16 protein-coding genes are annotated in these 20,162 nt (G+C 72.2%); 8 read left to right on the forward strand and 8 right to left on the reverse strand.

Going from position 1 to position 20,162, the window contains the following annotated elements:
• Window positions 1-173: 173 nt before the first annotated feature.
• Together IE94_RS0109790 and IE94_RS0109795 are read right to left on the reverse strand one after the other, a co-directional pair.
• Window positions 174-1,358 (reverse strand): MAB_1171c family putative transporter, encoded by a 1,185-nt coding sequence (locus IE94_RS0109790; RefSeq protein WP_030181171.1) that lies wholly within the window; start codon window positions 1,356-1,358, stop codon window positions 174-176.
• Window positions 1,355-1,894: a hypothetical protein gene (locus IE94_RS0109795; protein ID WP_030181172.1), complete on the reverse strand. Its 540-nt coding sequence runs from the start codon at window positions 1,892-1,894 to the stop codon at window positions 1,355-1,357. Before IE94_RS0109795 ends, IE94_RS0109790 begins: the two co-directional genes overlap by 4 nt.
• 297 nt (window positions 1,895-2,191) lie before the next feature.
• On the opposite strand from IE94_RS0109795, the gene IE94_RS0109800 reads away from it, so the two are divergent.
• From IE94_RS0109800 to arfA, 4 genes are all read left to right on the forward strand, one after another.
• A complete protein-coding gene (locus IE94_RS0109800; RefSeq protein WP_030181174.1) occupies window positions 2,192-3,550 on the forward strand; it encodes an extracellular solute-binding protein in 1,359 nt (452 codons plus the stop codon).
• Window positions 3,547-4,488, forward strand: coding sequence for a carbohydrate ABC transporter permease (locus tag IE94_RS0109805; RefSeq protein WP_030181175.1), 942 nt, complete (start codon window positions 3,547-3,549; stop codon window positions 4,486-4,488). Before IE94_RS0109800 ends, IE94_RS0109805 begins: the two co-directional genes overlap by 4 nt.
• Window positions 4,485-5,354, forward strand: coding sequence for a carbohydrate ABC transporter permease (locus tag IE94_RS0109810; RefSeq protein WP_030181177.1), 870 nt, complete (start codon window positions 4,485-4,487; stop codon window positions 5,352-5,354). Before IE94_RS0109805 ends, IE94_RS0109810 begins: the two co-directional genes overlap by 4 nt.
• A 64-nt stretch (window positions 5,355-5,418) precedes the next feature.
• On the forward strand, window positions 5,419-6,924 hold the full coding sequence (gene arfA / locus IE94_RS0109815; RefSeq protein ID WP_030181179.1) for an arabinosylfuranosidase ArfA: 1,506 nt from the start codon (window positions 5,419-5,421) through the stop codon (window positions 6,922-6,924).
• A 99-nt stretch (window positions 6,925-7,023) separates the two neighbouring features.
• Here arfA and IE94_RS0109820 read toward each other — a convergent pair whose 3' ends face one another.
• Window positions 7,024-9,801 (reverse strand): beta-galactosidase, encoded by a 2,778-nt coding sequence (locus IE94_RS0109820; protein ID WP_030181181.1) that lies wholly within the window; start codon window positions 9,799-9,801, stop codon window positions 7,024-7,026.
• A gap of 96 nt (window positions 9,802-9,897) precedes the next feature.
• Between IE94_RS0109820 and IE94_RS0109825 the strand changes: the two genes are divergently transcribed.
• Window positions 9,898-10,356: an RrF2 family transcriptional regulator gene (locus tag IE94_RS0109825; RefSeq protein ID WP_030181182.1), complete on the forward strand. Its 459-nt coding sequence runs from the start codon at window positions 9,898-9,900 to the stop codon at window positions 10,354-10,356.
• Window positions 10,357-10,413: 57 nt separating this feature from the next.
• Here IE94_RS0109825 and IE94_RS0109830 read toward each other — a convergent pair whose 3' ends face one another.
• The 5 genes from IE94_RS0109830 to IE94_RS0109855 all read right to left on the reverse strand — a co-directional run bounded on the left by IE94_RS0109830 (window position 10,414) and on the right by IE94_RS0109855 (window position 16,924).
• On the reverse strand, window positions 10,414-11,985 hold the full coding sequence (locus tag IE94_RS0109830) for a substrate-binding domain-containing protein (RefSeq protein WP_030181184.1): 1,572 nt from the start codon (window positions 11,983-11,985) through the stop codon (window positions 10,414-10,416).
• 214 nt (window positions 11,986-12,199) lie between these two features.
• Window positions 12,200-13,411, reverse strand: a complete 1,212-nt coding sequence (locus IE94_RS0109840; RefSeq protein ID WP_030181185.1) for a PucR family transcriptional regulator — start codon at window positions 13,409-13,411, stop codon at window positions 12,200-12,202.
• Window positions 13,412-13,605: 194 nt separating this feature from the next.
• Complete coding sequence (locus IE94_RS0109845; protein ID WP_030181188.1) at window positions 13,606-14,547, reverse strand: hypothetical protein; 942 nt, start codon at window positions 14,545-14,547, stop codon at window positions 13,606-13,608.
• Between the two features lie 35 nt (window positions 14,548-14,582).
• Entirely contained in the window at window positions 14,583-16,181 is a 1,599-nt protein-coding gene (locus IE94_RS0109850) for a DUF6801 domain-containing protein (RefSeq protein ID WP_030181190.1), read from the reverse strand.
• Window positions 16,182-16,291: 110 nt separating this feature from the next.
• Window positions 16,292-16,924, reverse strand: coding sequence for a hypothetical protein (locus tag IE94_RS0109855; protein ID WP_030181193.1), 633 nt, complete (start codon window positions 16,922-16,924; stop codon window positions 16,292-16,294).
• A gap of 653 nt (window positions 16,925-17,577) precedes the next feature.
• On the opposite strand from IE94_RS0109855, the gene IE94_RS0109860 reads away from it, so the two are divergent.
• Genes IE94_RS0109860 through IE94_RS0109870 form a run of 3 tightly spaced genes read left to right on the forward strand, consistent with a single transcriptional unit; the run spans window position 17,578 to window position 20,162 of the window.
• Window positions 17,578-18,588, forward strand: coding sequence for an ABC transporter ATP-binding protein (locus tag IE94_RS0109860; RefSeq protein ID WP_030181195.1), 1,011 nt, complete (start codon window positions 17,578-17,580; stop codon window positions 18,586-18,588).
• Window positions 18,585-19,349: an MlaE family ABC transporter permease gene (locus tag IE94_RS0109865; RefSeq protein WP_030181197.1), complete on the forward strand. Its 765-nt coding sequence runs from the start codon at window positions 18,585-18,587 to the stop codon at window positions 19,347-19,349. Before IE94_RS0109860 ends, IE94_RS0109865 begins: the two co-directional genes overlap by 4 nt.
• Before the next feature lie 6 nt (window positions 19,350-19,355).
• Window positions 19,356-20,162: an MlaE family ABC transporter permease gene (locus tag IE94_RS0109870; protein ID WP_007388461.1), complete on the forward strand. Its 807-nt coding sequence runs from the start codon at window positions 19,356-19,358 to the stop codon at window positions 20,160-20,162.

Raw genomic sequence — 20,162 nt, forward strand, 5'->3', positions numbered from 1 at the left:
CTCGTGCGGGACCCGTGCGTCCCGGCCGTGCCGGGTGCCCGCGCGGCCGCCCGGATCACCGCCGCGTCCGTCGCCGAACCCGTCGGCCCTCACGTGGTGCTCGCCGTGGCTGTCGCCGAACCCGTCGGCTGTCACGCGGTGCTCGCCGTGGCTGTCGCCGAACCCGTCGGCCCTCACGCGGTGCCCGCCGTCGTCCGGCCGCTCGGCACGGCGGACGCGGCCGGTACGCGCACGGCACCGGCGAGCACGTCGGCGATCCTCGCGAGGGTCGCCGCATCCGGTGACGGGGCCAGGGAGCGGCCGGTGCCGGACGCGGGCGGCGACATACGCCCGGGGTCCGCCTCGCGCCGCAGCGCGTCGACGATCACCGCGGCCCAGGCACTCGCCCCGGCCAGTTCGGGATCGCCCGTCGCCGCCAGCGTGTCGGCGCGGGTCCGGTCGTACAGGTCCCGGTCGCCGTACGCGTCCAGGTGGCCGAGGGCGTTGTGGATGCTGGTGCGGCGCCACATCAGGAGGGTGGCGGGCGAGGCGAAGCGCGGGCGGGGCAGCCGCAGCGCCCGCCGGACGAGCAGGTCGTCCAGGGCCCGCTCCAGCGGCCCCAGCCGGGCGTACGCGCGCCCCGCCCGCCGCCACTCGGCCACCCGCGGGGCCACCAGGGGCACCAGCACCCCGACGACCACCAGCAGCGCGCCGAGGCCGGCGGCGGCCGGGGAGACCGTGGTGCCGAGTGCCGACCAGTCGTGCCCGGACCAGCGGGCGCCCACCGCGACGAGCTTGACCACGCTGTAACCGGCCCCGCACAGCGAACCGGCCCCGAGCAGCAGCAGACCGGCCCGCAGTCCGCCGCGCACCTGCCGGGCCCAGCGCAGCGCGGACACCGTCGTGACGGTCACCGCGGTCAGGTGCGCGAGCAGGTACAGCACGATCATCTCGGCGATGAACGGGGTCGTCGCGTAGTACGTGTCCAGATCGGTGCGGCGCTCCACCGGCGCGTCGCCGAGGACGAAGGCCACCGCGATGCCGAGGACCACGCCGGCGTAGGCGAGCGTCCACCGGCGGGCGGTGCGGCGCACCCGGGGTCCCCCGCGCCAGTGGACGACGAGGACCTGGGAGGCGGCGCAGTACCCGGTGATCGCCGCGTAGGTGAGCGGTGCCGCGAGGTTGGGCACGCCGCTCAGCCGGTTGACGGCCCCGACCGTAGGCGGCGCCCCGAGCAGGAAGCAGAGCCCGGCCAGTCCCAGCACCGCGCAGATGGCCCGCAGATACGGATCGTGCCGGTGCCGCAGCAGGTCGGGGGCGCGCACCGCGAGGCCGAGCCAGAGCGCCGCGCAACTCACGTAGTTGATCAGGCCGTTCATCCGGTCGTCCCCCGGTAGTTGAGGGCGGCCCCGATGCGGCCGGCGAGGCTCTGCGGGCTGGCCGGGCCACCGCCCTCCGCGGCGAACACCGAGTCGGTGGAGGCGTCCAGCCAGGTGCGCAGCCGGCTGCCCATCAGCATGCCGAAGCGGTCCGCCTCCTGCTCCTCGGCCAGGGAGAAGTCGGTGCGCGCGGCCACCGGCCGGCGCGGGCCGCCCGCCCGGTCCTCCGCCTGAGCCCCTTCCTCGGCCCGGCGGCGGCTCATGTGCCACACCTCGTGGCAGAGGATCACGATCTGGTGCCAGACGGCGGCGCGTTCGTCCACCACCACGTCGTCGTGGCTGTCGCGCTCGAGCCACAGTCCACTCGCGGTGTGCGGCGGGAACGCCGCCCGGTGCACGACCACTTCCCGTCCCCGCCACGCGCTGACGGAGGCCACGAGTGCCTCGAACAGCACCTCGGGATCGGCCGGCACGGCCACCTGGATGGGGTCGATGAGGGCGTCAGCCAGACGCCGCATCTCCTTCCTGGTACGCACCGCTGTCTCCTCGTTCCCCCGGCCGTCCTTCGGTCACCCCTGCAATATGCCAAGACGCGCGGCCCCAGGGCCAGTTCCCGGCGCCCACCGGTCGCCGGGTGGCCGAGACGGTGCCCCTCGCCCGTCCGTCCGCTCCGCGCGCGCTCCGGCCCGATCCTGTCCGAACCATTGACGCGCAAGCGCTTGCCACCTACGTTTCCCGTTCGAAGTTACGAGCGACATCCGGTATGTCGAACGACAGCTCCGCGCGACCACCACGGAACGACAACCTCCGAACGACGACAGATGGGGCAGGGCATGGGACGACCTGGCCTGAATCGCAGGCATTTCCTGGCCGCGGCCGGCGGTCTGACGGTCGCGGGCAGCTTCGGCTTCGCGGCCCTCGGCACCGGCGCCGACGCGCTCGCCTCCGGGGCGGACACCCGGGTGCGCTACTGGAACCTCTTCAGCGGCGGCGACGGCTACAACATGATCGCGATGCTGGACTCCTTCCGTAAGGACAACCCCGGCATCGACGTGAAGGACTCCACCCTCCAGTGGGGCAGCCCCTTCTACACCAAGCTCGCCATGGCCGCCGCCGGCCACCGCGCGCCCGACCTCGGCGTCATGCACCTCGGCCGCGTCACCGGCTTCTCGCCGGGGCGCCTCCTCGACCCCTGGGACCCCGCGCTGCTCGCCAAGTACGGCGTCCGGGAGGAGGACTTCAGCCCCGAGCTGTGGAAGCGCGCCGTCGTCGACGGCAGGCTCTACGCGCTGCCGCTCGACATCCACGTCCAGCTCTGCTTCTACCGCAAGGACGTGCTGAAGAAGGCGGGCCTGCTCGGCGAGGACGGCCGGATGGTGCCCGTCACCTCCACCGACGAGTGGTTCGACGTGCTCAAGGAGGCCAGGAAGGCCACCGCGAAGGGGTTGCAGACCATCGGCCTGTGGCACAACGACCAGAACTTCCAGTGGTGGTTCTTCGTCGCCTTCTACACCCAGCTCGGCGGCACCTGGTTCGACGACGCCAAGACCGAGGTCACCTTCGACACCGACAAGGCCGCCCAGGTCCTGGAGTTCCTGCGCAAGCACGTCGCCGACGGCTACGCCAACCCCGCCTTCGGCGGCAACGCGGGCGCCGAACAGTTCGTCAACGGCTCCCCGTTCGCCTGGGAGGGCAACTGGTCCGTGCCCGTCTTCGACACCGCGAAGGTCGACTACGGCGCCACCCCGCTGCCGCCCGTCTTCGGCAGGCGGGCCACCCACGCCGAGTCCCACTCCTTCGTCCTGCCGCACCAGGCCGGCCGCGGCGGCGCCACCAACGAGGGCGCGCACCGGCTCGCCGCCTACGTCGTCAAGCACGCCCGGCAGTGGGCGGCCGGCGGCCACATCCCCGCCTACACCCCGACCCTGGCCACGGCCGCGTACCGGAGGCTGAAGCCGCAGAACGAGTACGTCTCGGCCATGGACCACCAGGCCACCGAGCCCAAGGTGTGGTTCGCCGGGTCCACCGGCATCCTCGCCCAGCGGGTCGGCCCCCTCGTCGTCTCCTCGACGACCGGCTCCGCGAGGACCGAGGCCGCCGCCCGCCGGATGAAGGGCACGCTCACCGAACTGCTCGCCATGAAGAACCCCATGGACGGCCGCACCGCCGCGCAGGGAGGGAGCGCCGCATGACCGCCACCAGCGCCGAAACGACCATCCGCCCGGCGCGTGCGAAGACCGCCGCCGACCGCGCCGGCCTCCGCCGCGGGCAGGGCTTCCAGCACGGCGGCTGGTTCGTCGCCCCGTTCCTCGCGCTCTTCGCGCTCTTCGTGATCTGGCCGCTGCTGCGCGGCCTCTACCTCAGCTTCACCGACGCCAACATCTCCGGCGACAGCGCGAGCTTCATCGGCCTCGACAACTACCGCGAGGCCCTGAAGGACCCGCTGATGTGGGACGCGCTCGGCCACAGCGCGTACTTCACGCTGCTCGTCGTGCCCTGCATCACCGTCCTCGCCTTCCTCCTCGCGATGCTGGCCCACCACATCGAGCGCGGCACGTGGCTGTGGCGGCTCTGCTTCTTCCTGCCGTTCCTGCTGCCGTCCACCGTCGCCGCCAACCTCTGGCAGTGGCTCTTCAACCCCGGCACCGGCATGGTCAACCACGTCCTCGGCCTCGACACGCCCTGGCTGACCGACAAGTCGTACGCGATGCTCGCGGTCGTCATCACCACCCTGTGGTGGACCGTCGGCTTCAGCTTCCTGCTCTACCTCGCCGCGCTCCAGGGCATCCCCGCCCACCTCTACGAGGCCGCCAAGCTGGACGGCGCGAACGCCTGGCACCGCGCGGTCCGCATCACGCTGCCGATGCTGCGCCACATCACCGGTCTCGTCGTCGCCCTCCAGATCCTCGCCTCCCTCCAGGTCTTCGACCAGGCCGTCGTGATGCAGGACTTCGGGCCGGGCCCGGAGGACTCCACCCGCACCTTCGTGCAGTACACGCTCGAACAGGGCTTCACCAGCTACCGCGTGGGCTACGCCTCCGCGATCTCCATCATCTTCTTCGTGCTCATCGCGGCCGTCGCCCTCGCCCGGATGTGGCTGCTGCGCAACCGTGAGGAGGGCGGCCGATGACCACCGCCGCGGCGCAGACGACCCCGGCCGCCAGGCCGCGCAGGGCCTGGACGCCCGCCCAGATCGTGCTCACCCTGCTCGGCACCGCCGTCGCCGCGGTGTTCCTCGCCCCGCTCGTCTGGGCGCTGTTCACCTCGCTCAAGTCGGAGACCGAGGCGGTCGAGGTGCCCACCCACTGGCTGCCCGAGGACTGGACCGGCCAGGCATGGAAGGCCCTCTTCGAGACCGGCAACATCACCGCCTGGTTCGTCAACTCGCTGGTCGTGTCGGTGTGCGTGACGGCGATCGTGCTGCTGGTCGCCGCGCTCGCCGGATACGGCTTCGCCCGCACCGAGTTCCGGGGCAAGGGCGCCCTGATGGGCGTGGTGATGACGGGGCTCATGGTCTCCCCGGCCGTGCTCGGCGTCCCGCTGTTCACCAGCGTCCAGCAGATGGGAATGGTCGACACCTACTGGGGCATGATCCTGCCGCAGTGCGCGCCCGCCGCGATGGTGTACATCCTCTACAAGTTCTTCCAGGGCATCCCGCGCGAGCTGGAGGAGGCCGCCTTCATCGACGGCGCCGGCCGCTGGCGCGTCTTCTTCACGATCATCGTGCCGCTCTCGCGCCCCTCGCTCGCGGCGGTCGGCATCTTCACCTTCATCAGCTCCTGGAACAACTTCCTGTGGCCCTACATGGTCACCAACAACCCCGACCTGATGACCATGCCGAACGGCATCGCGACCGTCATGAACTCCTACGGCATCCAGTGGGCCCAGCTCATGGCCGGCGGCCTGATGGCCGGCCTGCCGCTGATCGTCGTCTTCGTCTTCTTCCAGCGCCAGATCGTGGCGGGCGTCGCCCACACGGGCCTGGCCGGACAGTAGCGAGCCCCGCAGTCCCGCAGCCCCGCAGTCCCGTACGAGGACACGTCCTCCCCGAAAGGAAAAGATGCGCACCGCCCGCTTCACCCTCGACCCCGCCTTCACCGTCGGCGCCGTCAACCCCCGCCTCTTCGGCTCCTTCGTCGAACACCTCGGACGCTGCGTGTACACCGGCGTCTTCGAACCCGGCCACCCCACCGCGGACGCCGAGGGCCTGCGCCAGGACGTGCTGGAGCTGGTCCGGGAGCTCGGCGTCACCACCGTCCGCTACCCCGGCGGCAACTTCGTCTCCGGCTACAAGTGGGAGGACTCCGTCGGCCCCGTCGAGGACCGCCCGCGCCGCCTCGACCTCGCCTGGCGCTCCACCGAGACCAACCGCTTCGGCCTCTCCGAGTACATCGCCTTCCTGAAGAAGATCGGCCCCCAGGCCGAGCCCATGATGGCGGTCAACCTCGGCACCCGCGGCGTCGCCGAGGCCCTGGAACTCCAGGAGTACGCCAACCACCCCTCCGGCACGGCCCTGTCCGACCTGCGCGCCGAGCACGGCGACAAGGACCCCTTCGGCATCAGGCTCTGGTGCCTCGGCAACGAGATGGACGGCCCCTGGCAGACCGGCCACAAGACCGCCGAGGAGTACGGCCGCGTCGCCGCCGAGACCGCCCGCGCCATGCGCCAGATCGACCCCGACGTCGAACTGGTCGCCTGCGGGTCGTCGAGCCAGGCGATGGAGACCTTCGCCGAGTGGGAGGCGACGGTCCTGAAGGAGACCTACGACCTCGTCGACCACATCTCCCTGCACGCCTACTACGAACCGCACGACGGCGACGTCGACTCCTTCCTCGCCTCCGCCGTGGACATGGAGTCGTTCATCGAGAACGTCGTCGCCACCTGCGACCACGTCGGCGCCCGCCTCAAGTCGAAGAAGAGGATCAACCTCTCCTTCGACGAGTGGAACGTCTGGTACATGAGCCGGACCGAGGCCCAGGTGAGCGCCCTGGACTGGCCCGAGGCGCCGCGCCTGCTGGAGGACAACTACAGCGTCATGGACGCGGTCGTCTTCGGCTCGCTCCTCATCGCCCTGCTGCGGCACGCCGACCGCGTCACCGTCGCCTGCCTCGCCCAGCTCGTCAACGTCATCGCCCCGATCATGACCGAGCCGGGCGGCCCCGCCTGGCGCCAGACGACGTTCTTCCCCTTCTCCCAGGCCTCGCGGTACGGCCGCGGCGAGGTGCTCGACGTCCGGGTCGACTCCCCGAGGTACGAGACGGCGAAGTACGGCGAGGCCGACCTCCTGCACGCCACCGCCGTGCGCGCCGAGGACGGCTCGGTCACCGTCTTCGCCGTCAACCGCTCCCGCACCGAGGCCCTCCCGCTGGAGGTCGCCCTCGGCGGCCTGGCGCTGAGCGAGGTCGTCGAGCACAGCGCCCTCGCGGACGCCGACCCCGACGCCCGCAACACCCTCGCCGAGCCCGAGCGGGTCGTCCCGCACCCGGTGGACGGCACGGCCCTGAGCGAGGGCAGGCTCACCGCCGCCCTGGAACCGCTGTCCTGGAACGTGATCCGGCTGCGCTGAACCGGGCCCGCCCCCGGCCCGCCCCCGCCCCGCCCCGCCCCCGGCCCGCCCCGCACCGAAGGCGGCCGGGCCTTCTCGGCCTCCGTTGCGCGAGACCCGTCAACCGCGCCGCCGGGCCGGGGAGGCGACGGGCTTCACCGGCACCCCTCCGGCCGCGCTGCCCAGCAGTTCCAGGCGGACCGGGCCGGGGCCCGGCGGGGTGTCGCCGTCGGACAGGACCGCGAGGGCCAGGGTGTTGGCGGCGGCGCGGGTGCGCAGGATGCCGTTCGGCAGGACGAAGGGGTGCGGGGCGCCCCCGCGGCCGCCCACGTACTCGCCCATGTTCCAGCCGTTCAGGAAGACCTGGACGCGCACGTCGCGGTCCGGGGCGCCGTCGAGGACCAGGCCGACCGAGGCGTCGACCTCCGGCGGGACGTCCAGCCGGAACGTGGTCCGGTACCAGGTCACGCCCTGGCGCCGGTCCTCCTCCGGGGCGGTGGCCGGGGACACCCGCTCCCAGGCGCCGTCGTCGTACCCGGGCAGGTGCCAGCCGTGGCGTTCCCCGTACAGCCCGCCGGTGTTCAGCGGCCCGCGCACCGGGTCGGGGGCGGCGGCGCCCATGATCCGCCAGCGCACGTCGGGCGAGGCGCCCTCGAAGCGGGCCGACGCCAGCCCGCGGGCCGAGCGGTACGCGTCCTGGTCGTGCTGGGTGCGCCGGACCAGGACGGAGAGGACGGGCGCGTCGTCCTCGCCCCGCGGCCCGCGCAGCGCCGCGCGCAGGGACCGGGGCAGCGGGAAGCGGGCCGTGGCCGTCCAGGTGCCCGCCCCGTCCTTCTTCCCGCCGGACCGGTCCACGCGGTGCGTGCCCAGCGGCTCCCCGTCCAGCCAGGCCATCAGCAGGCCGTGCGCGCCGGTGCGGTACGACAGGGACACCGACTCCAGGCCCGAGGCGCCGGTGAGGCGGCCGCGGTACCAGACGTCGCCGTAGTGGAAGCCGTAGTCGTCGGCGAAGAGCACCGGCTGCCCGTCGGGGACCGGGGTCGTGCCGTGCGAGGTGCGCCGGTCGGCGACCGTCCAGCCCTCGTCGCCGTAGTCGGGCCGCGCCTCGAAGTTCTCCGCGCGCCGCCGCCAGCCGTCGAGCGCGGGCAGGACCAGGTCCGGCACCCCGGGCAGTGGCCACACGGTCATCAGGCTCAGCGCGCGGCCCAGGCCCGACTGCACCGGCTCGCCGTTCCAGGTGACGTCGGTGATGCCGGGCGGCGCCCACACCTCCAGCTCGCGCTCCTCGACCGTGTCGCCGGTCAGCCGGATCACGGCACCGTCCAGCGCGGCCTCGCGCAGCAGCTCGGGGCCGCGCACCAGGACCCGGCCCGAGGGGGTCTCGTACGGCCACAGCCGCAGCGAGGCGGCGTCGTCGGCGAAGAGCAGCAGCAGGGTGCGGTCGGTCTCGCCGCTGCGCACCCGCACCCGGGTCAGCCGGTCCTCCCGCAGCGGCACCATCACGTGCAGCCTGCCGTGGTCGAAGGTCCAGGCGGCCTCCTCGTCCAGCCGGGTCGGCCAGGGCTCGTCCGGACAGTCCAGGGCCAGGTGCGCCATCTCGCCGGCCCGTCCCACGAACGCGGCGATGTCCAGCTTCCCGACGCTCAGCGACAGCATGGGCTGCACGGTGGCGTAACCGAGCCTGCGCCCCGCGCCCAGGTGGAGGCCGGTGGCGAGCAGCTTGGCGTCCCGGGCGGGGACGGTGACCTCGACGTCCGTCCCGCCCATCGGCAGCTTCGAGGTGATGTCGGCCGCGGAGTCGTTGCGCAGCACGTAGGCGTGCGCGCCGGTGTCCGGGTTGGCCAGGTGCCGCACCCGGAGGCGGGGGTTCGCGGCCCGGACCGCCGGCGCCTCGGTCATCCGGGTGAAGTCGGGGACGTGGCACAGGAGGTGGCCGAGCTGGTGGAGCGGAGCGAGCTTGTCCGTCGGCCGCCGCGCCTCGTCGATCGCCGCGGTGGGGTCGTACGTCGGAGAGGGCGCCGAGGGCGCGGGCAGCCATCCCCACGAGGTGCCGCCGAACGCCGTCCGGACGTTGTGCAGTGTGCTCCCGCGCCCCAGGCGGTCGAAGTGGGCCCGCCGCGCCTCGGCGGCGTCCCGGGTCCGCTCCGGCTCCTCCCAGAGGGGCGGGGAGCCTGCGTGCAGCAGCGGCACCTCGATGCCGTCGGCGCGCAGCCGCTCGCGCAGGTGGTCCAGGCCGGCGCGCTCGGGGGTGTCCGCCCGGTAGAGCAGCACGGTGCCGGTGCCCCGGGTGAACTGGTGCCGGGCGGCGATCGCGTTGACCCGGCCCAGCCACTCGTCGGCGTGGCGCAGATAGGCCGGGTCGGTGGTCCTGGCCCGCCCCCCGGCCGTCGTCAGCCAGCCGGGCAGGCCCCCGGCGTCCACGTCGGCGCCGATGTACGGGCCGGGGTGCAGGACGACGTACAGACCGCACTCGGCGGCCGTGCGCAGAAACAGACCGAGGTCCCGGACGCCGGTGAAGTCGTACCGGCCGGGGGCGGGGGAGTGCTGGTTCCAGGCGAGGCGCACGCTGACCGCGTTGTGGCCGTACGCCCGCATCTTCTGAAGCACGTCCCGCCACAGGGACGGGCTCGGCAGCCGGAAGGGGTGCAGCTCGCCGGACCACAGGGCCAGCCGCCTACCGTCCACCAGCAGGGAGTACCGGTCCAGGGCGACCCGGTGGCGCCGGCCGTCGGCACCGGGCGGGCCGGGCGGCGGTCCGGTGGGCACGGGGCCCGGAGCGCCGGCGGCGGGCAGCGCCGCGCCGCTCACACTGCCGCCGAGCGCGAGACCGAGGACGGTGGTGCCCGCGAGGGCGCTGAACGCTCGTCTGCCGAGCCTGGTGGACCTGCTGAGCTCCAAGGGAGCCTCTCCTGTTGCGCGCGTACCTCTGGTCCCGTCGGCTGCGCGGGACGCCTGTGCCGGGCCATTGTCCCAGCGCGCGCCACAATGGTCGGCATGAGGATCTCGGCGCGTGCGGACTACGCGGTACGGGCGGTACTGGAACTGGCCGTCCGGCAGGACGAATGCCCGGTCAAGGCGGAGGACGTGGCCGCCGCGCAGGACATTCCGCACAAATTTCTGGAGGGGATCCTCGGGGAGCTGAGGCGTGGCGGTGTCGTGGAGAGCCGCCGCGGCGGGGGCGGCGGGTACCGGCTGGCGCGGGAGGCGGCGGCCATCACGGTGGCGGACGTGATCCGGGCGGTGGACGGCCCGATCGTCTCCGTGCGCGGCGAACGGCCGACGGGGCTGGTGTACACGGGTACGGCGGGGCCGCTGCTGCCGCTGTGGGTGGCGCTGCGCGCCAACGTGCGCCGGATCCTGGAGGGCGTGACGATCGCCGACCTCGCCGCGGACGCGCTGCCGGCCCCGGTGCGCGAACTGGCGGCGGAACCGGCGGCCTGGGAGAACCCGTAGGCCCCCGGGCGGGGTGCGGCGGGGTGCGGCGGGGTGCCGTGGGGACCTCCCCGGGGGTCACCTCGCCGTCGGTGCGCCGCTCGGTCGGCACAGGAGTGGCTTGTCCAGTTCGGCGCAGGGGCGGTGGCCCTTGGAGCGGATGACGTCCTTGCCGACCTCGGCGGCGAGGTAGCGCAGGAAGCCCGCCGCGATCGAGTCGGCCGGCGGTTCGCCGTAGGTGTAGGCGATCTCCGTCTGCCAGTACGGGTACGCCCCCTCGTCGGCACCCTCCAGGGTGGCCGGGTAGCCGTCGATGCGGATCTGCCGGAGGTCGTCGCGCGCGGCGGCGGCGCCGACCTCGCTGTGCCCCAGGGCGCCCGGGGTCGAGGCCACGGTGTCCAGCAGCGTCCCGGTGCCGCCCACCTCGCAGCGGCACGGCCGGTCCCGGTCGAGCCCGGCGCAGTCGGGCGTGGTCACCGCCGGGAGGGGGCGGCCGTCGAGGACCTGCCGTTCGAGCGTGGTGCGCGTGCCCGAGCCGGGGTTCCGGCTGACCAGGTGGATGGGCACGTCGTTGCCCTTGACCTGGTTCCAGTTGGTGACGGTCCCGGCATAGATGTCCCGTACCTGCTCCAGGGACAGGTCCTCGACCCCCGCGTCCGCGTGCACGACGAGGGTGAACAGGGACAGCGCGACGGGCCGGGGCAGCAGCCGCGGGCGGCCGTCGGACTTCGGTCCGTCGCTGAACGACAGTCGGTTCCCGAGCCCCCGGGCGTCCGGGAGGTGGGCGCCCGCACCGGCGGCGGCCAGGGTGTCGAGCCCGTCGACGCTGCCCTTGAAGGAGGTGGCGGTCAGCGGGATGCGCGCGTCCGGGCAGGTCCGCTCGTACTGCCGCGCGGCCTCCCGCAGCACCGGGGCGAAGGCCGTGGAACCGGACAGGTACAGGGTCCCGGCGGCGCAGTCCAGCGGCGCGGCGACGCCCTCGTCGCCCCCGGCCAGGGTGAACGCGGACTGGGTGGCGCTCACCAGGATGAGCGAGGCGAGCAGCCATCGGACCTGGCGCGAGGCGAAGGGGTAGTAGGCGGTCTTCTTGATGTTCCCGCCGCGCACCCCGCCGACGATCCCCGCGGTGACCTCGGGCTCGGGGAACTCGGGTTCGGTGAAGCCCTCTTCGCGGTCCAGGACCGCCAGGACCTTGTAGTGGGCCCGGCGGTTGAGGATCACCTTGGGCAGCTTGATCTCCCGGCCGGTGGTCTCGAAGCCCTCGGCCCCCGGTACGAAGAAGGTGGGCGGGACCTGCGGGCTGCGCTCGGTGACGGTCATGCCGACCACGCGGCGGCCGGGGAAGGCGATGCGTATGCCCACGGGATCGCTGGCGGGAGCGACGTAGTCGCCGGCGACGACGGGGCTCCAGCCGGCGTTCTCGATCCGCAGCAGCACGACCGAGGGGTCGCGCAGGTTCGTGCCGTCCCACTGCATGCGTTGCAGCACCGTGGTGTCGGGCCCCGAGGCGGCCGAGTCCCGGATCGTGGTGTCCAACTGGACGCGGTAGCCCAGCCGTTTGCGGCCCGCCAGCACGAACTCCCACAGCGCGGCGGCGACGGGCACGGCCAGGCCCAGGACGGCGGCCACGGAACCCCAGGACAGACTCACGCCCGGCTCCCCCTCAGGACGGTGACACGGGAGGCCATGGTGGCGGGGGAGGGGCCGGGGCGGGCGCGGCTGCGGTGACTCTCCGGTTCGAATTCACCCGCCGGCCATCTACGGCACCCGGTGTTCTCCGGACGTCAACCGCCGCCGGTGCCACGGGCATCGACGACGGCGACGACGGCGGCACGCCCGAGCTCGGCGTCGACCTCCTGGGGCGTCACTCCGCGTCGCCGTGGCCCCGCAGGTGGAGCGAGCGCAGGGCCACCTCGATGGCGAAGCGGTGGTCGGGGTCGGCGAGCCGGTCGCCCAGGTAGGTGTCCAGGGTCCGCAGGCGGTAGCGGACGGTCTGCGCGTGCACGCCCAGCATCTCGCCGACCTGCTCCGCGGGCGCCCGGGTGGACACGTGCACGCGCAGGGTCTCCACGAGCCGGTCGCGCCGCCGGGCCGGCAACTCGTCCAGCGGGGCCAGTTCGCGGGCCGCGATCCGGTCGACCAGGGCGGAGTCGGACAGCAGCCACAGGGTCGTCAGGTGGTCCTCGCAGCGGACCAGCGGGGCGTCGGGTATGACATCGTCGTCAACGAGTTGCAGCACCCGGCGGGCCCAGCGGACCGAGTCGGCGGCCTGGGTGATCGGTACGGTCAGGCCCACCGCGGCGCGGGTGCCGGCCAGGGCCGTGCCGATCATGTCGAGGCGGGCGGGTGTGAGGTCCCCCGGCACCAGCAGGTGCGGCTGCGGTATGTCCAGGTCGGCGAGGACGTCCCGGTCGAGGCCCGCCTGGATGTGTTCGGGCGCCGGAGAGCGCAGGGCGACGAGGAAGCACGAGCGGGGCAGCTCCCAGGCGGCGGCCTTGCACAGTTCGGAGACGGCCGTGCGGGGGAGCGGGGAGGCGGCCAGGAGGAAGTGCAGTAACTGTCTTCGTAACGCGGACTCCTCGGAGGCGGCCCGCTCCCGGACCTCCGCGTACCCCTCCCGGGTGATCGCCTCCAGCTCCTCGACGTAGGCGAAGAGCGCGTCGGCGAAGGCCAGGATCAGCGAGGGGGAGAGGCTGTACTGCCGTCCCAGAGTCTTGGCCCGGCGCAGCGCGATACGGGCGCCGAGCCGGTAGGCGCCCTGCAGCACCTCCAGGTCGCGGCCCTCGTAGGCCTCGACCCGGCCGAACCGGCGCAGCAGTTCGTCCCGCAGTTCCGAACTGCTGGAGGGGTCGGCCACCCGGTCCACGAAGGCGGTCAGCGCCTGCTCGACGCCTTGGCGGATCGCGTCCCCGTCCGGGCCGTTGAGCAGCCTGCCGTACACCGGATAGCTGCGGGTGACCTCGGTGCGTATCTCGTTCAGCAGCCCCGGAAGCAGCGGGCGCATGAAGGCCGCGAACTTCTTGGGGAGGGGATCGAGTGGTTCACCGAGCACCGAGGGACGCGCGATTGCGGGCATGTGTGATCCCTTGCCGTCGACATGTCCGGTGGGGTGGGCCGACCGGGCCCCGCCCTCGCGGGCGGAGCCTGGACCGGTCCAAGGCGTTCACCGGTCTGGCAAGCAGACGGTAAATCAACTTTGTTGTGTTGTACATCTCTTGGGGAGGAATCGTGTCACGGTTGTGTGTGTCGCCAACCGCCTTGGTCACCAGGCTAGTTGACGGCCGAGTGCCAGTTCTTCGAGAGGACCTTGCCGGCGTCGGGGACCACGGTGCCCGGTGCGTTGAGACCGGTGAGGTAGGTCCGGGTGTCGTTGAGGGTGAGGCTGTTGTTCCCGGCGGCGGAGGGCAGACCGGTCTTCGCGTTCACCGCGGCGTTGATCAGACCGACGTTCAGACCGCAGCCGGTCGCGCCGGGCACCGCGAAGGCGCCGTCGTTCTGGGTGGCGCCGGTGAGGTTGATCCGGCTCATCTCGCCGGCCGCGTCCACGGTGCCGTCGCCCTGGAAGAAGCTCATGCCGAACTCGGGGAAGGTGCGGTTCTCCGGGCGCAGCACGATCGGGTTGGCGGCCGTCCCGATGTAGCACTTGTCGCCGAGCAGCGGGTTCTGCAGGTGGATGCGGACCGGCAGGGCGACGATGGGCAGGTCGGTGAGGACGCCCGCGGTCTGGTCGAAGGCGTAGGGCGCGCCGACCGACTCCATGGTCGCGGTGATCTTGTTGAGGCTGGAGTTCTCCAGCGACTCGCAGATGCCGGTGATCACGAAGATGTCGCTCGGGCACATCAGGCCGAGCAGCCCGCCGGGCACGGTGGCGGGCTCGGCCACCAGCGCGCCGGAGGCGGGGGCGACCACGGTGCTGGTGCCGTCCGCGTTCTGGACGACGCCCAACTGGAGGTTGGTCCTGCCGGTCGTCACGGTGGTGTCGCCCAGCTTGATGGAGCCGCTCGCCGAGGTCGACACCACACACTGCGGGGTCTTGGCGAAGCCGTCGGCCGCCAGCATCGCCGGGGCGTCCACGGGACAGCGGGTGAAGGGGGCCCACTCGCCGTTCAGCACGGGGTCGGCCGCGGTCGCCGTGCCCAGCGAGGCGAAGGCGCCGAGCGCGGTCAGCGCGGACACGGTGGCGAGCCGGGTACGGGGGGAGATCGGGCGCATGGTGGTGGCCTTCCGTGGAGGTGGGAGTCGGGGGATCAGCGCTCGGCGACGGGGATCTCGTAGGGCTGGAGGTCCTCGGTGCACTGGCCTTCGTTCTCAGGGCTCGGGAAGACGGGGGCGGCGATCGCGCACGTCTGGCCCTGGACCTGCTTGATGTGGTTGCCGGGACCGGAGACGGAGGCGGTGAGCAGCCGGTCGAGGTCCTCGCCGTCGGTGCCGCAGCCGGTGAAGGCGGGAATGGCCGTCTCGCCGGACAGCACACCACCGCTCAGGAGCAGGTAACCGGTGGCCGGCAGGCCGATGATCTGCTCGCCCCGGCCGTACAGCACCAGGTGGTCACCGGGGAAGTTCGCGGGATCCGGGTCCTCGGAGGTCAGGGACGTCTCGGTCCGGCACTGCGAACCGACCTCCAGACGTGTCCCGTTGACCTCCAGATCCAGCACGCGCACGATCAGCGGGGCCCGGACGTAGGTGTCGGTGATCGTGGTGAAGTCGGACAGGCGCATCTTCATGCGCGAGTCGATCCGCAGGGGGCCCGTCTGCTCCAGCACCATGGTGGCCTTCACCGGGGCGAAGTCGAAGGACAGGAAGGTCGCTTCGAAGGGCGGGGTCTGCTCGCGCTCCCGGTAGTGGAAGTTCCCGTACGACACGGTGTCGAAGATCAGGTACTCCGGGTCGGCGGGCCCCGGCGCCGGCAGCCCCTGTTCGATCAGCACGCAGGACGGCGGCAGGTACGCGGCGCCCTTCATCTTCTTCACGTTGGCGTAGCCGGTGACGTAGGCGTTGAGCGAGACGTCCGTGGGCGGGTGCTGCTCGTCATAGCGGCACGGCGGGACCTCGTCGCGGTCCGCGGCGGCGCCGGGGGTGTTCTCCAGCACTTTCGGCGACCGGTCCGACTGCCGCTCCGGCTCCCGGTCCCCCGGCCGGTCCTGCTGCGCGTCGTCCGGCGCCCCGGAGGTCTCGACCGGCCCCGGCGAGGACGGCGAACCGCTCGGCGCCGGCTCGCCCGTGCCCACCGGTACGGTGGCCAGCAGGCCCTGCTCGGGCGCGTCCTCGGCGAGGGCGCAGTCGACGGTCAGCGAGCCGGGGTCGGCGGTGGCCGGGTCCGCCGCCCCGAGCGCCAGGTCGATCGCGAGGGCGCCCGCGGAGAACGTGAGGTCGCCGTCGCCCCGGCCGGCCACCGAGGGGACGTCGCCCCGCGCGATGAGCGTCAGCGGCCCCGACGCGGGCAGCGCGTCAGGCTCGGCGCTTCCCCGCCAGGTCGCCGTGGCCGTGGCCGAGTTCTGGGCGACGCCGACGGCGAGCCGGGTGGCCGCCCGTACCTCGGCCGCGCCGCGCGCGGTGAGGTCCGCGACCGCCTGGGCCGGGAGCTCCACGGTGGTGGTGACGTCGGAGGGCGTGAACGCCTCGCCCGCCGCCGCCCGCCCGGGGAAGTCGGCCGACAGGCGCACCGTCGCGGGCAGTGGCCCCGAGGGGAGGGTGCAGACGTAGGGGAGCTCTGCCTCGATCTCCTGGGTGCCCGAGGCGGAGGCCGTGGTCGGGACCAGGGCGGCGAGCACCACGAACGCGGCGATCGACGTGGTCCGCACCCGGGCCCGGGGCGCCCGCGGGGCGGCGGCTGGCTTGGCTTTCATACGACTCCGCTCGGACGGCTCGGACGGGAGACCGGTTCTTCTCGGGCGCGGCACCGGCCCGCGAACGCCCGGCCGGGGTGCCGGCCGGGCGCACAGGACGCGTCGGCGGCCTACGGGTTGGAGCCGACGATGGTCGGGATGGCGCCGGTGCTCGCCACCGTGACGGCGTAGTTGCCCTTGAAGGTGGGCTTGGTGGCGGTCGTGACGACCGCGCCGCAGTTGACGGGGTTGGTGACCGTCAGTTCACCGCTGGTGCTGTTGATCGCCAGGATGCCGGTGGAGTTGGTGTACGTGCCGGAGGCCTTGCCGGTCACCGTGAACTTGCAGGCCCCGGCGGTCACGTTGGCCTTGACGTTGCCGACGTAGCCCTTGGTGACACCGGTGGAGGCGGTGTAGTCGAGGGCGACGACGTCCCAGGGGGTGACCGACGTCGTGGTGACGTTGCCCAGGACACTGGTGCACGGCGAGGTGGACGAACCGAAGTTCATGGTGGTGATGTCGGCGACGTCCCCGGGGTTGCCGGTGGTGCTCGCCATCGTCCCGGCCGCGGTCGAGGTCGTGCACGTCATGGGGATGGTGGCGGTCAGCACGATGTTGCCCACGTTCACGGCCTTGAAGGCGGCCGGGGAGGGGCTGACCGTCCAGACCGTGGAGGGCACCGCCGAGGACGGGACGGCGGCGAGGCCGAGCGCCGACGCGGCCGCACACACCACGAGGGCGGACCTTCTGATGCTCTTCTTCATGACTCGGACTCTCCTTGAGGGTCGACCTGCAGTGCGCCGTGACGTTACTCGCCGGAAACATAGCCGAACAATGCGGAAGTCCATGATTCTTTGAAAAGGGGAACAAGCTGTTTCCGGGGTGAGCGAATCGCGATACGGCTTAGTCATCTGCTGCCAAGGTCTAAACGTCCCGCCCGTGGCACTCACGCCCCGCGACCGTCCCACAGTGCGGGGTTTCCCTACTCATTCGATGACAAGTTACCGAGTGGTTCTTGTGACGTCCCTGACAGGTTCCGGATGGCCGGAGTCGGTATCGGGGAAAACTCGGATTCCGGTGTTGCCCGCCGAGGTTACTCGGCCGTAACGTGCCGGTGCGGTGCTCGGTTCCAGGTCGGTGGCCCCCGTCGGCCGGAGCCATGGCGGACGCGTTTCGGCCCGGCCTCCCGTCGGGCGGGGTGTCCGCCGGCGGGGTCCCGCGGGATCCACACCCCCCGGAACCGCGAGACCCTGCCCTGTCTTCGCGGAGACAAGTGCGGGGCGGCGAGTTTGTCTGCGCGGTGACAAGTTCCACCGGGGTGCCGGTGATCCTTGCCGCACCCGTTGTCAGTGTGCTCCGTGCCGACTTAACGTGCGGGCCCGCAGCGCGTATCCGATTGGCGTCCGCTGGAGGTGATATGGGAATCGAAGTGGTGGTCGAGGGCCTGACCAAGTCCTTCGGTAAGCAGAGCATCTGGCGGGACGTGTCACTCACTCTTCCGGCCGGAGAGGTCAGCGTGATGCTGGGCCCGTCCGGAACCGGCAAGACCGTTTTCCTGAAGTCGCTCATAGGGCTGCTCAAACCCGAGAAGGGCCGTGTCCTCATCAACGGGGTGGACATGGTGAACAGCCCGGAAAGAGACATCTACGAGACCCGTAAACTGTTCGGTCTCATGTTCCAGGACGGCGCCCTCTTCGGGTCCATGTCCCTTTTCGACAACATCGCCTTCCCGTTGCGCGAACACACCCGCAAGAAGGAGTCCGAGATCCGCCGCATCGTCATGGAGCGGATCGAGGTCGTCGGGCTGCTGGGCGCGGAGGGAAAGCTTCCGGGAGAGATCAGCGGAGGCATGCGCAAGCGGGCGGGGCTGGCCCGCGCGCTCGTCCTCGACCCGCAGATCATCCTGTGCGACGAACCGGACTCCGGGCTCGACCCGGTCCGCACCGCCTACATCTCCCAGCTGCTGATCGACCTGAACGCGCAGCTCGACGCCACGATGCTGATCGTCACCCACAACCTCGACATCGCCGCCACCGTGCCCGACAACATGGGGATGCTCTTCCTGCGCGAACTGGTCACCTTCGGCCCGCGCGAGGTGCTGCTCACCAGCGACGAGCCGGTGGTGTCCCAGTTCCTCGGCGGCCGGCGCGAGGGCCCCATCGGGATGTCCGAGGAGAAGGACGCGGCCACCCTCGCCGCCGAGGCGGACGCCGCCCCCTCGGCCCCCGCCGCGCCCCGGGTGATCGTGCCGCAGCTGGAGCCCTCGCCCGGCCTGCCGCCGCGCCGGGCCGCCGCCCGCCGGCGCGAGCGCGTCATGGGCATGATCGACTCGCTCCCGCCCGCCGCGCGCTCCGCCATCCGGGAGACCTACGCGAAGGGTTCCGAGGCGGCCACCCTGCCGATGCCCACCGCCGGGAGCGGCGCGTGATCACCGGTGCGCTGCGGCAGACCGGCAGGCTCTTCGCGCTCGCCGCGGAGGTCGTCCGGGCCGTCTTCCGAAGACCCTTCCAGTTCCGCGAGTTCGTCGAGCAGTTCTGGTTCGTCGCCAGCGTGACCATCCTGCCCGCCGCCCTGGTCTCGATCCCCTTCGGCGCCGTCATCGCCCTCCAGGTCGGCTCCCTGACCGAGCAGTTGGGCGCCCAGTCGTTCACCGGCGGCGCCAGCGTCCTCGCCGTCGTCCAGCAGGCGAGCCCGCTGATCGTCGCACTGCTCATCGCCGGGGCCGGCGGCTCGGCCATCTGCGCCGACCTCGGCTCCCGCAGGATCCGCGAGGAGCTCGACGCCATGGAGGTCATGGGCGTCTCGCCCGTGCAGCGCCTGGTGGTGCCCCGGGTGCTGGCCGCCATGGGCGTCGCGGTCCTGCTCAACGGCCTGGTCTCCGTCGTCGGCATCCTCGGCGGCTACTTCTTCAACGTCATCATGCAGGGCGGCACCCCCGGCGCCTACCTCGCCAGCTTCTCCGCCCTCGCCCAGCTGCCCGACCTCTACGTCAGCGAACTCAAGGCGCTGGTCTTCGGGTTCATCGCGGGCATCGTCGCCGCCTACCGGGGCCTCAACCCGCGCGGCGGCCCCAAGGGCGTCGGCGACGCCGTCAACCAGTCCGTCGTCATCACCTTCCTCCTGCTCTTCTTCGTCAACATGGTGATGACGGCCGTCTACCTCCAGATCGTCCCGCCGAAGGGAGGCTGAGGTCCGATGGCCTCCCCGCTCGTCTGGCTCGACCGTTCCGGCGACCAACTCCTCTTCTACGTCCGGGCCCTGCTGTGGATCCCGCGCACCCTGCGCCGCTACCTCAAGGAGGTGCAGCGCCTGCTCGCGGAGGTGGCCTTCGGCTCCGGCGGCCTCGGCGTCATCGGCGGCACCATCGGCGTGATGATTGCGATGACGCTCTTCACCGGGACCGTCGTCGGACTCCAGGGCTACGCGGCCCTCGACCAGATCGGCACGGCCGCGTTCACCGGGTTCGTCTCCGCCTACTTCAACACCCGCGAGATCGCCCCCCTGGTCGCCGGACTCGCCCTCTCCGCGACCGTCGGAGCCGGATTCACCGCCCAGCTCGGCGCCATGCGCATCAACGAGGAGGTCGACGCGCTGGAGGGCATGGGCATCCGCTCCATGCCGTACCTCGTCACCACCCGCATCATCGCCGGCGTCGTGGCCATCATCCCGCTCTACGCCATCGGGCTGCTCTCCTCCTTCCTCGCCTCCCGCTATGTGACCGTCCTGTTCAACGGGCAGTCCCGGGGGACCTACGACCACTACTTCAACCTCTTCCTCTCCCCGACGGACGTGCTGCTCTCCGTACTGAAGGTGCTGATCTTCAGCGTGATGGTGATCGTCGCCCACTGCTACTACGGCTACCGCGCCTCCGGCGGCCCCGCCGGGGTCGGCGTCGCCGTCGGCCGGTCGGTGCGCAACGCCATCGTGCTGATCAGCGTCACCGACTTCTTCCTGTCGCTGGCCCTGTGGGGCGCGACCACGACCGTGAAGGTGGCGGGGTGA

The sequence above is a fragment of the Streptomyces violaceorubidus genome, assembly GCF_000717995.1.
Classification (GTDB): Bacteria; Actinomycetota; Actinomycetes; order Streptomycetales; family Streptomycetaceae; genus Streptomyces; species Streptomyces violaceorubidus.

Coding starts and splice junctions, on each gene's coding strand:
- IE94_RS0109790 (WP_030181171.1), bottom strand. CDS start 1,358: ATGAACGGCCTGATCAACTACGTGAGTTGCGCGGCGCTCTGGCTCGGC.
- IE94_RS0109800 (WP_030181174.1), top strand. CDS start 2,192: ATGGGACGACCTGGCCTGAATCGCAGGCATTTCCTGGCCGCGGCCGGC.
- IE94_RS0109805 (WP_030181175.1), top strand. CDS start 3,547: ATGACCGCCACCAGCGCCGAAACGACCATCCGCCCGGCGCGTGCGAAG.
- IE94_RS0109810 (WP_030181177.1), top strand. CDS start 4,485: ATGACCACCGCCGCGGCGCAGACGACCCCGGCCGCCAGGCCGCGCAGG.
- arfA (WP_030181179.1), top strand. CDS start 5,419: ATGCGCACCGCCCGCTTCACCCTCGACCCCGCCTTCACCGTCGGCGCC.
- IE94_RS0109825 (WP_030181182.1), top strand. CDS start 9,898: ATGAGGATCTCGGCGCGTGCGGACTACGCGGTACGGGCGGTACTGGAA.
- IE94_RS0109840 (WP_030181185.1), bottom strand. CDS start 13,411: ATGCCCGCAATCGCGCGTCCCTCGGTGCTCGGTGAACCACTCGATCCC.
- IE94_RS0109845 (WP_030181188.1), bottom strand. CDS start 14,547: ATGCGCCCGATCTCCCCCCGTACCCGGCTCGCCACCGTGTCCGCGCTG.
- IE94_RS0109850 (WP_030181190.1), bottom strand. CDS start 16,181: ATGAAAGCCAAGCCAGCCGCCGCCCCGCGGGCGCCCCGGGCCCGGGTG.
- IE94_RS0109855 (WP_030181193.1), bottom strand. CDS start 16,924: ATGAAGAAGAGCATCAGAAGGTCCGCCCTCGTGGTGTGTGCGGCCGCG.
- IE94_RS0109860 (WP_030181195.1), top strand. CDS start 17,578: ATGGGAATCGAAGTGGTGGTCGAGGGCCTGACCAAGTCCTTCGGTAAG.
- IE94_RS0109870 (WP_007388461.1), top strand. CDS start 19,356: ATGGCCTCCCCGCTCGTCTGGCTCGACCGTTCCGGCGACCAACTCCTC.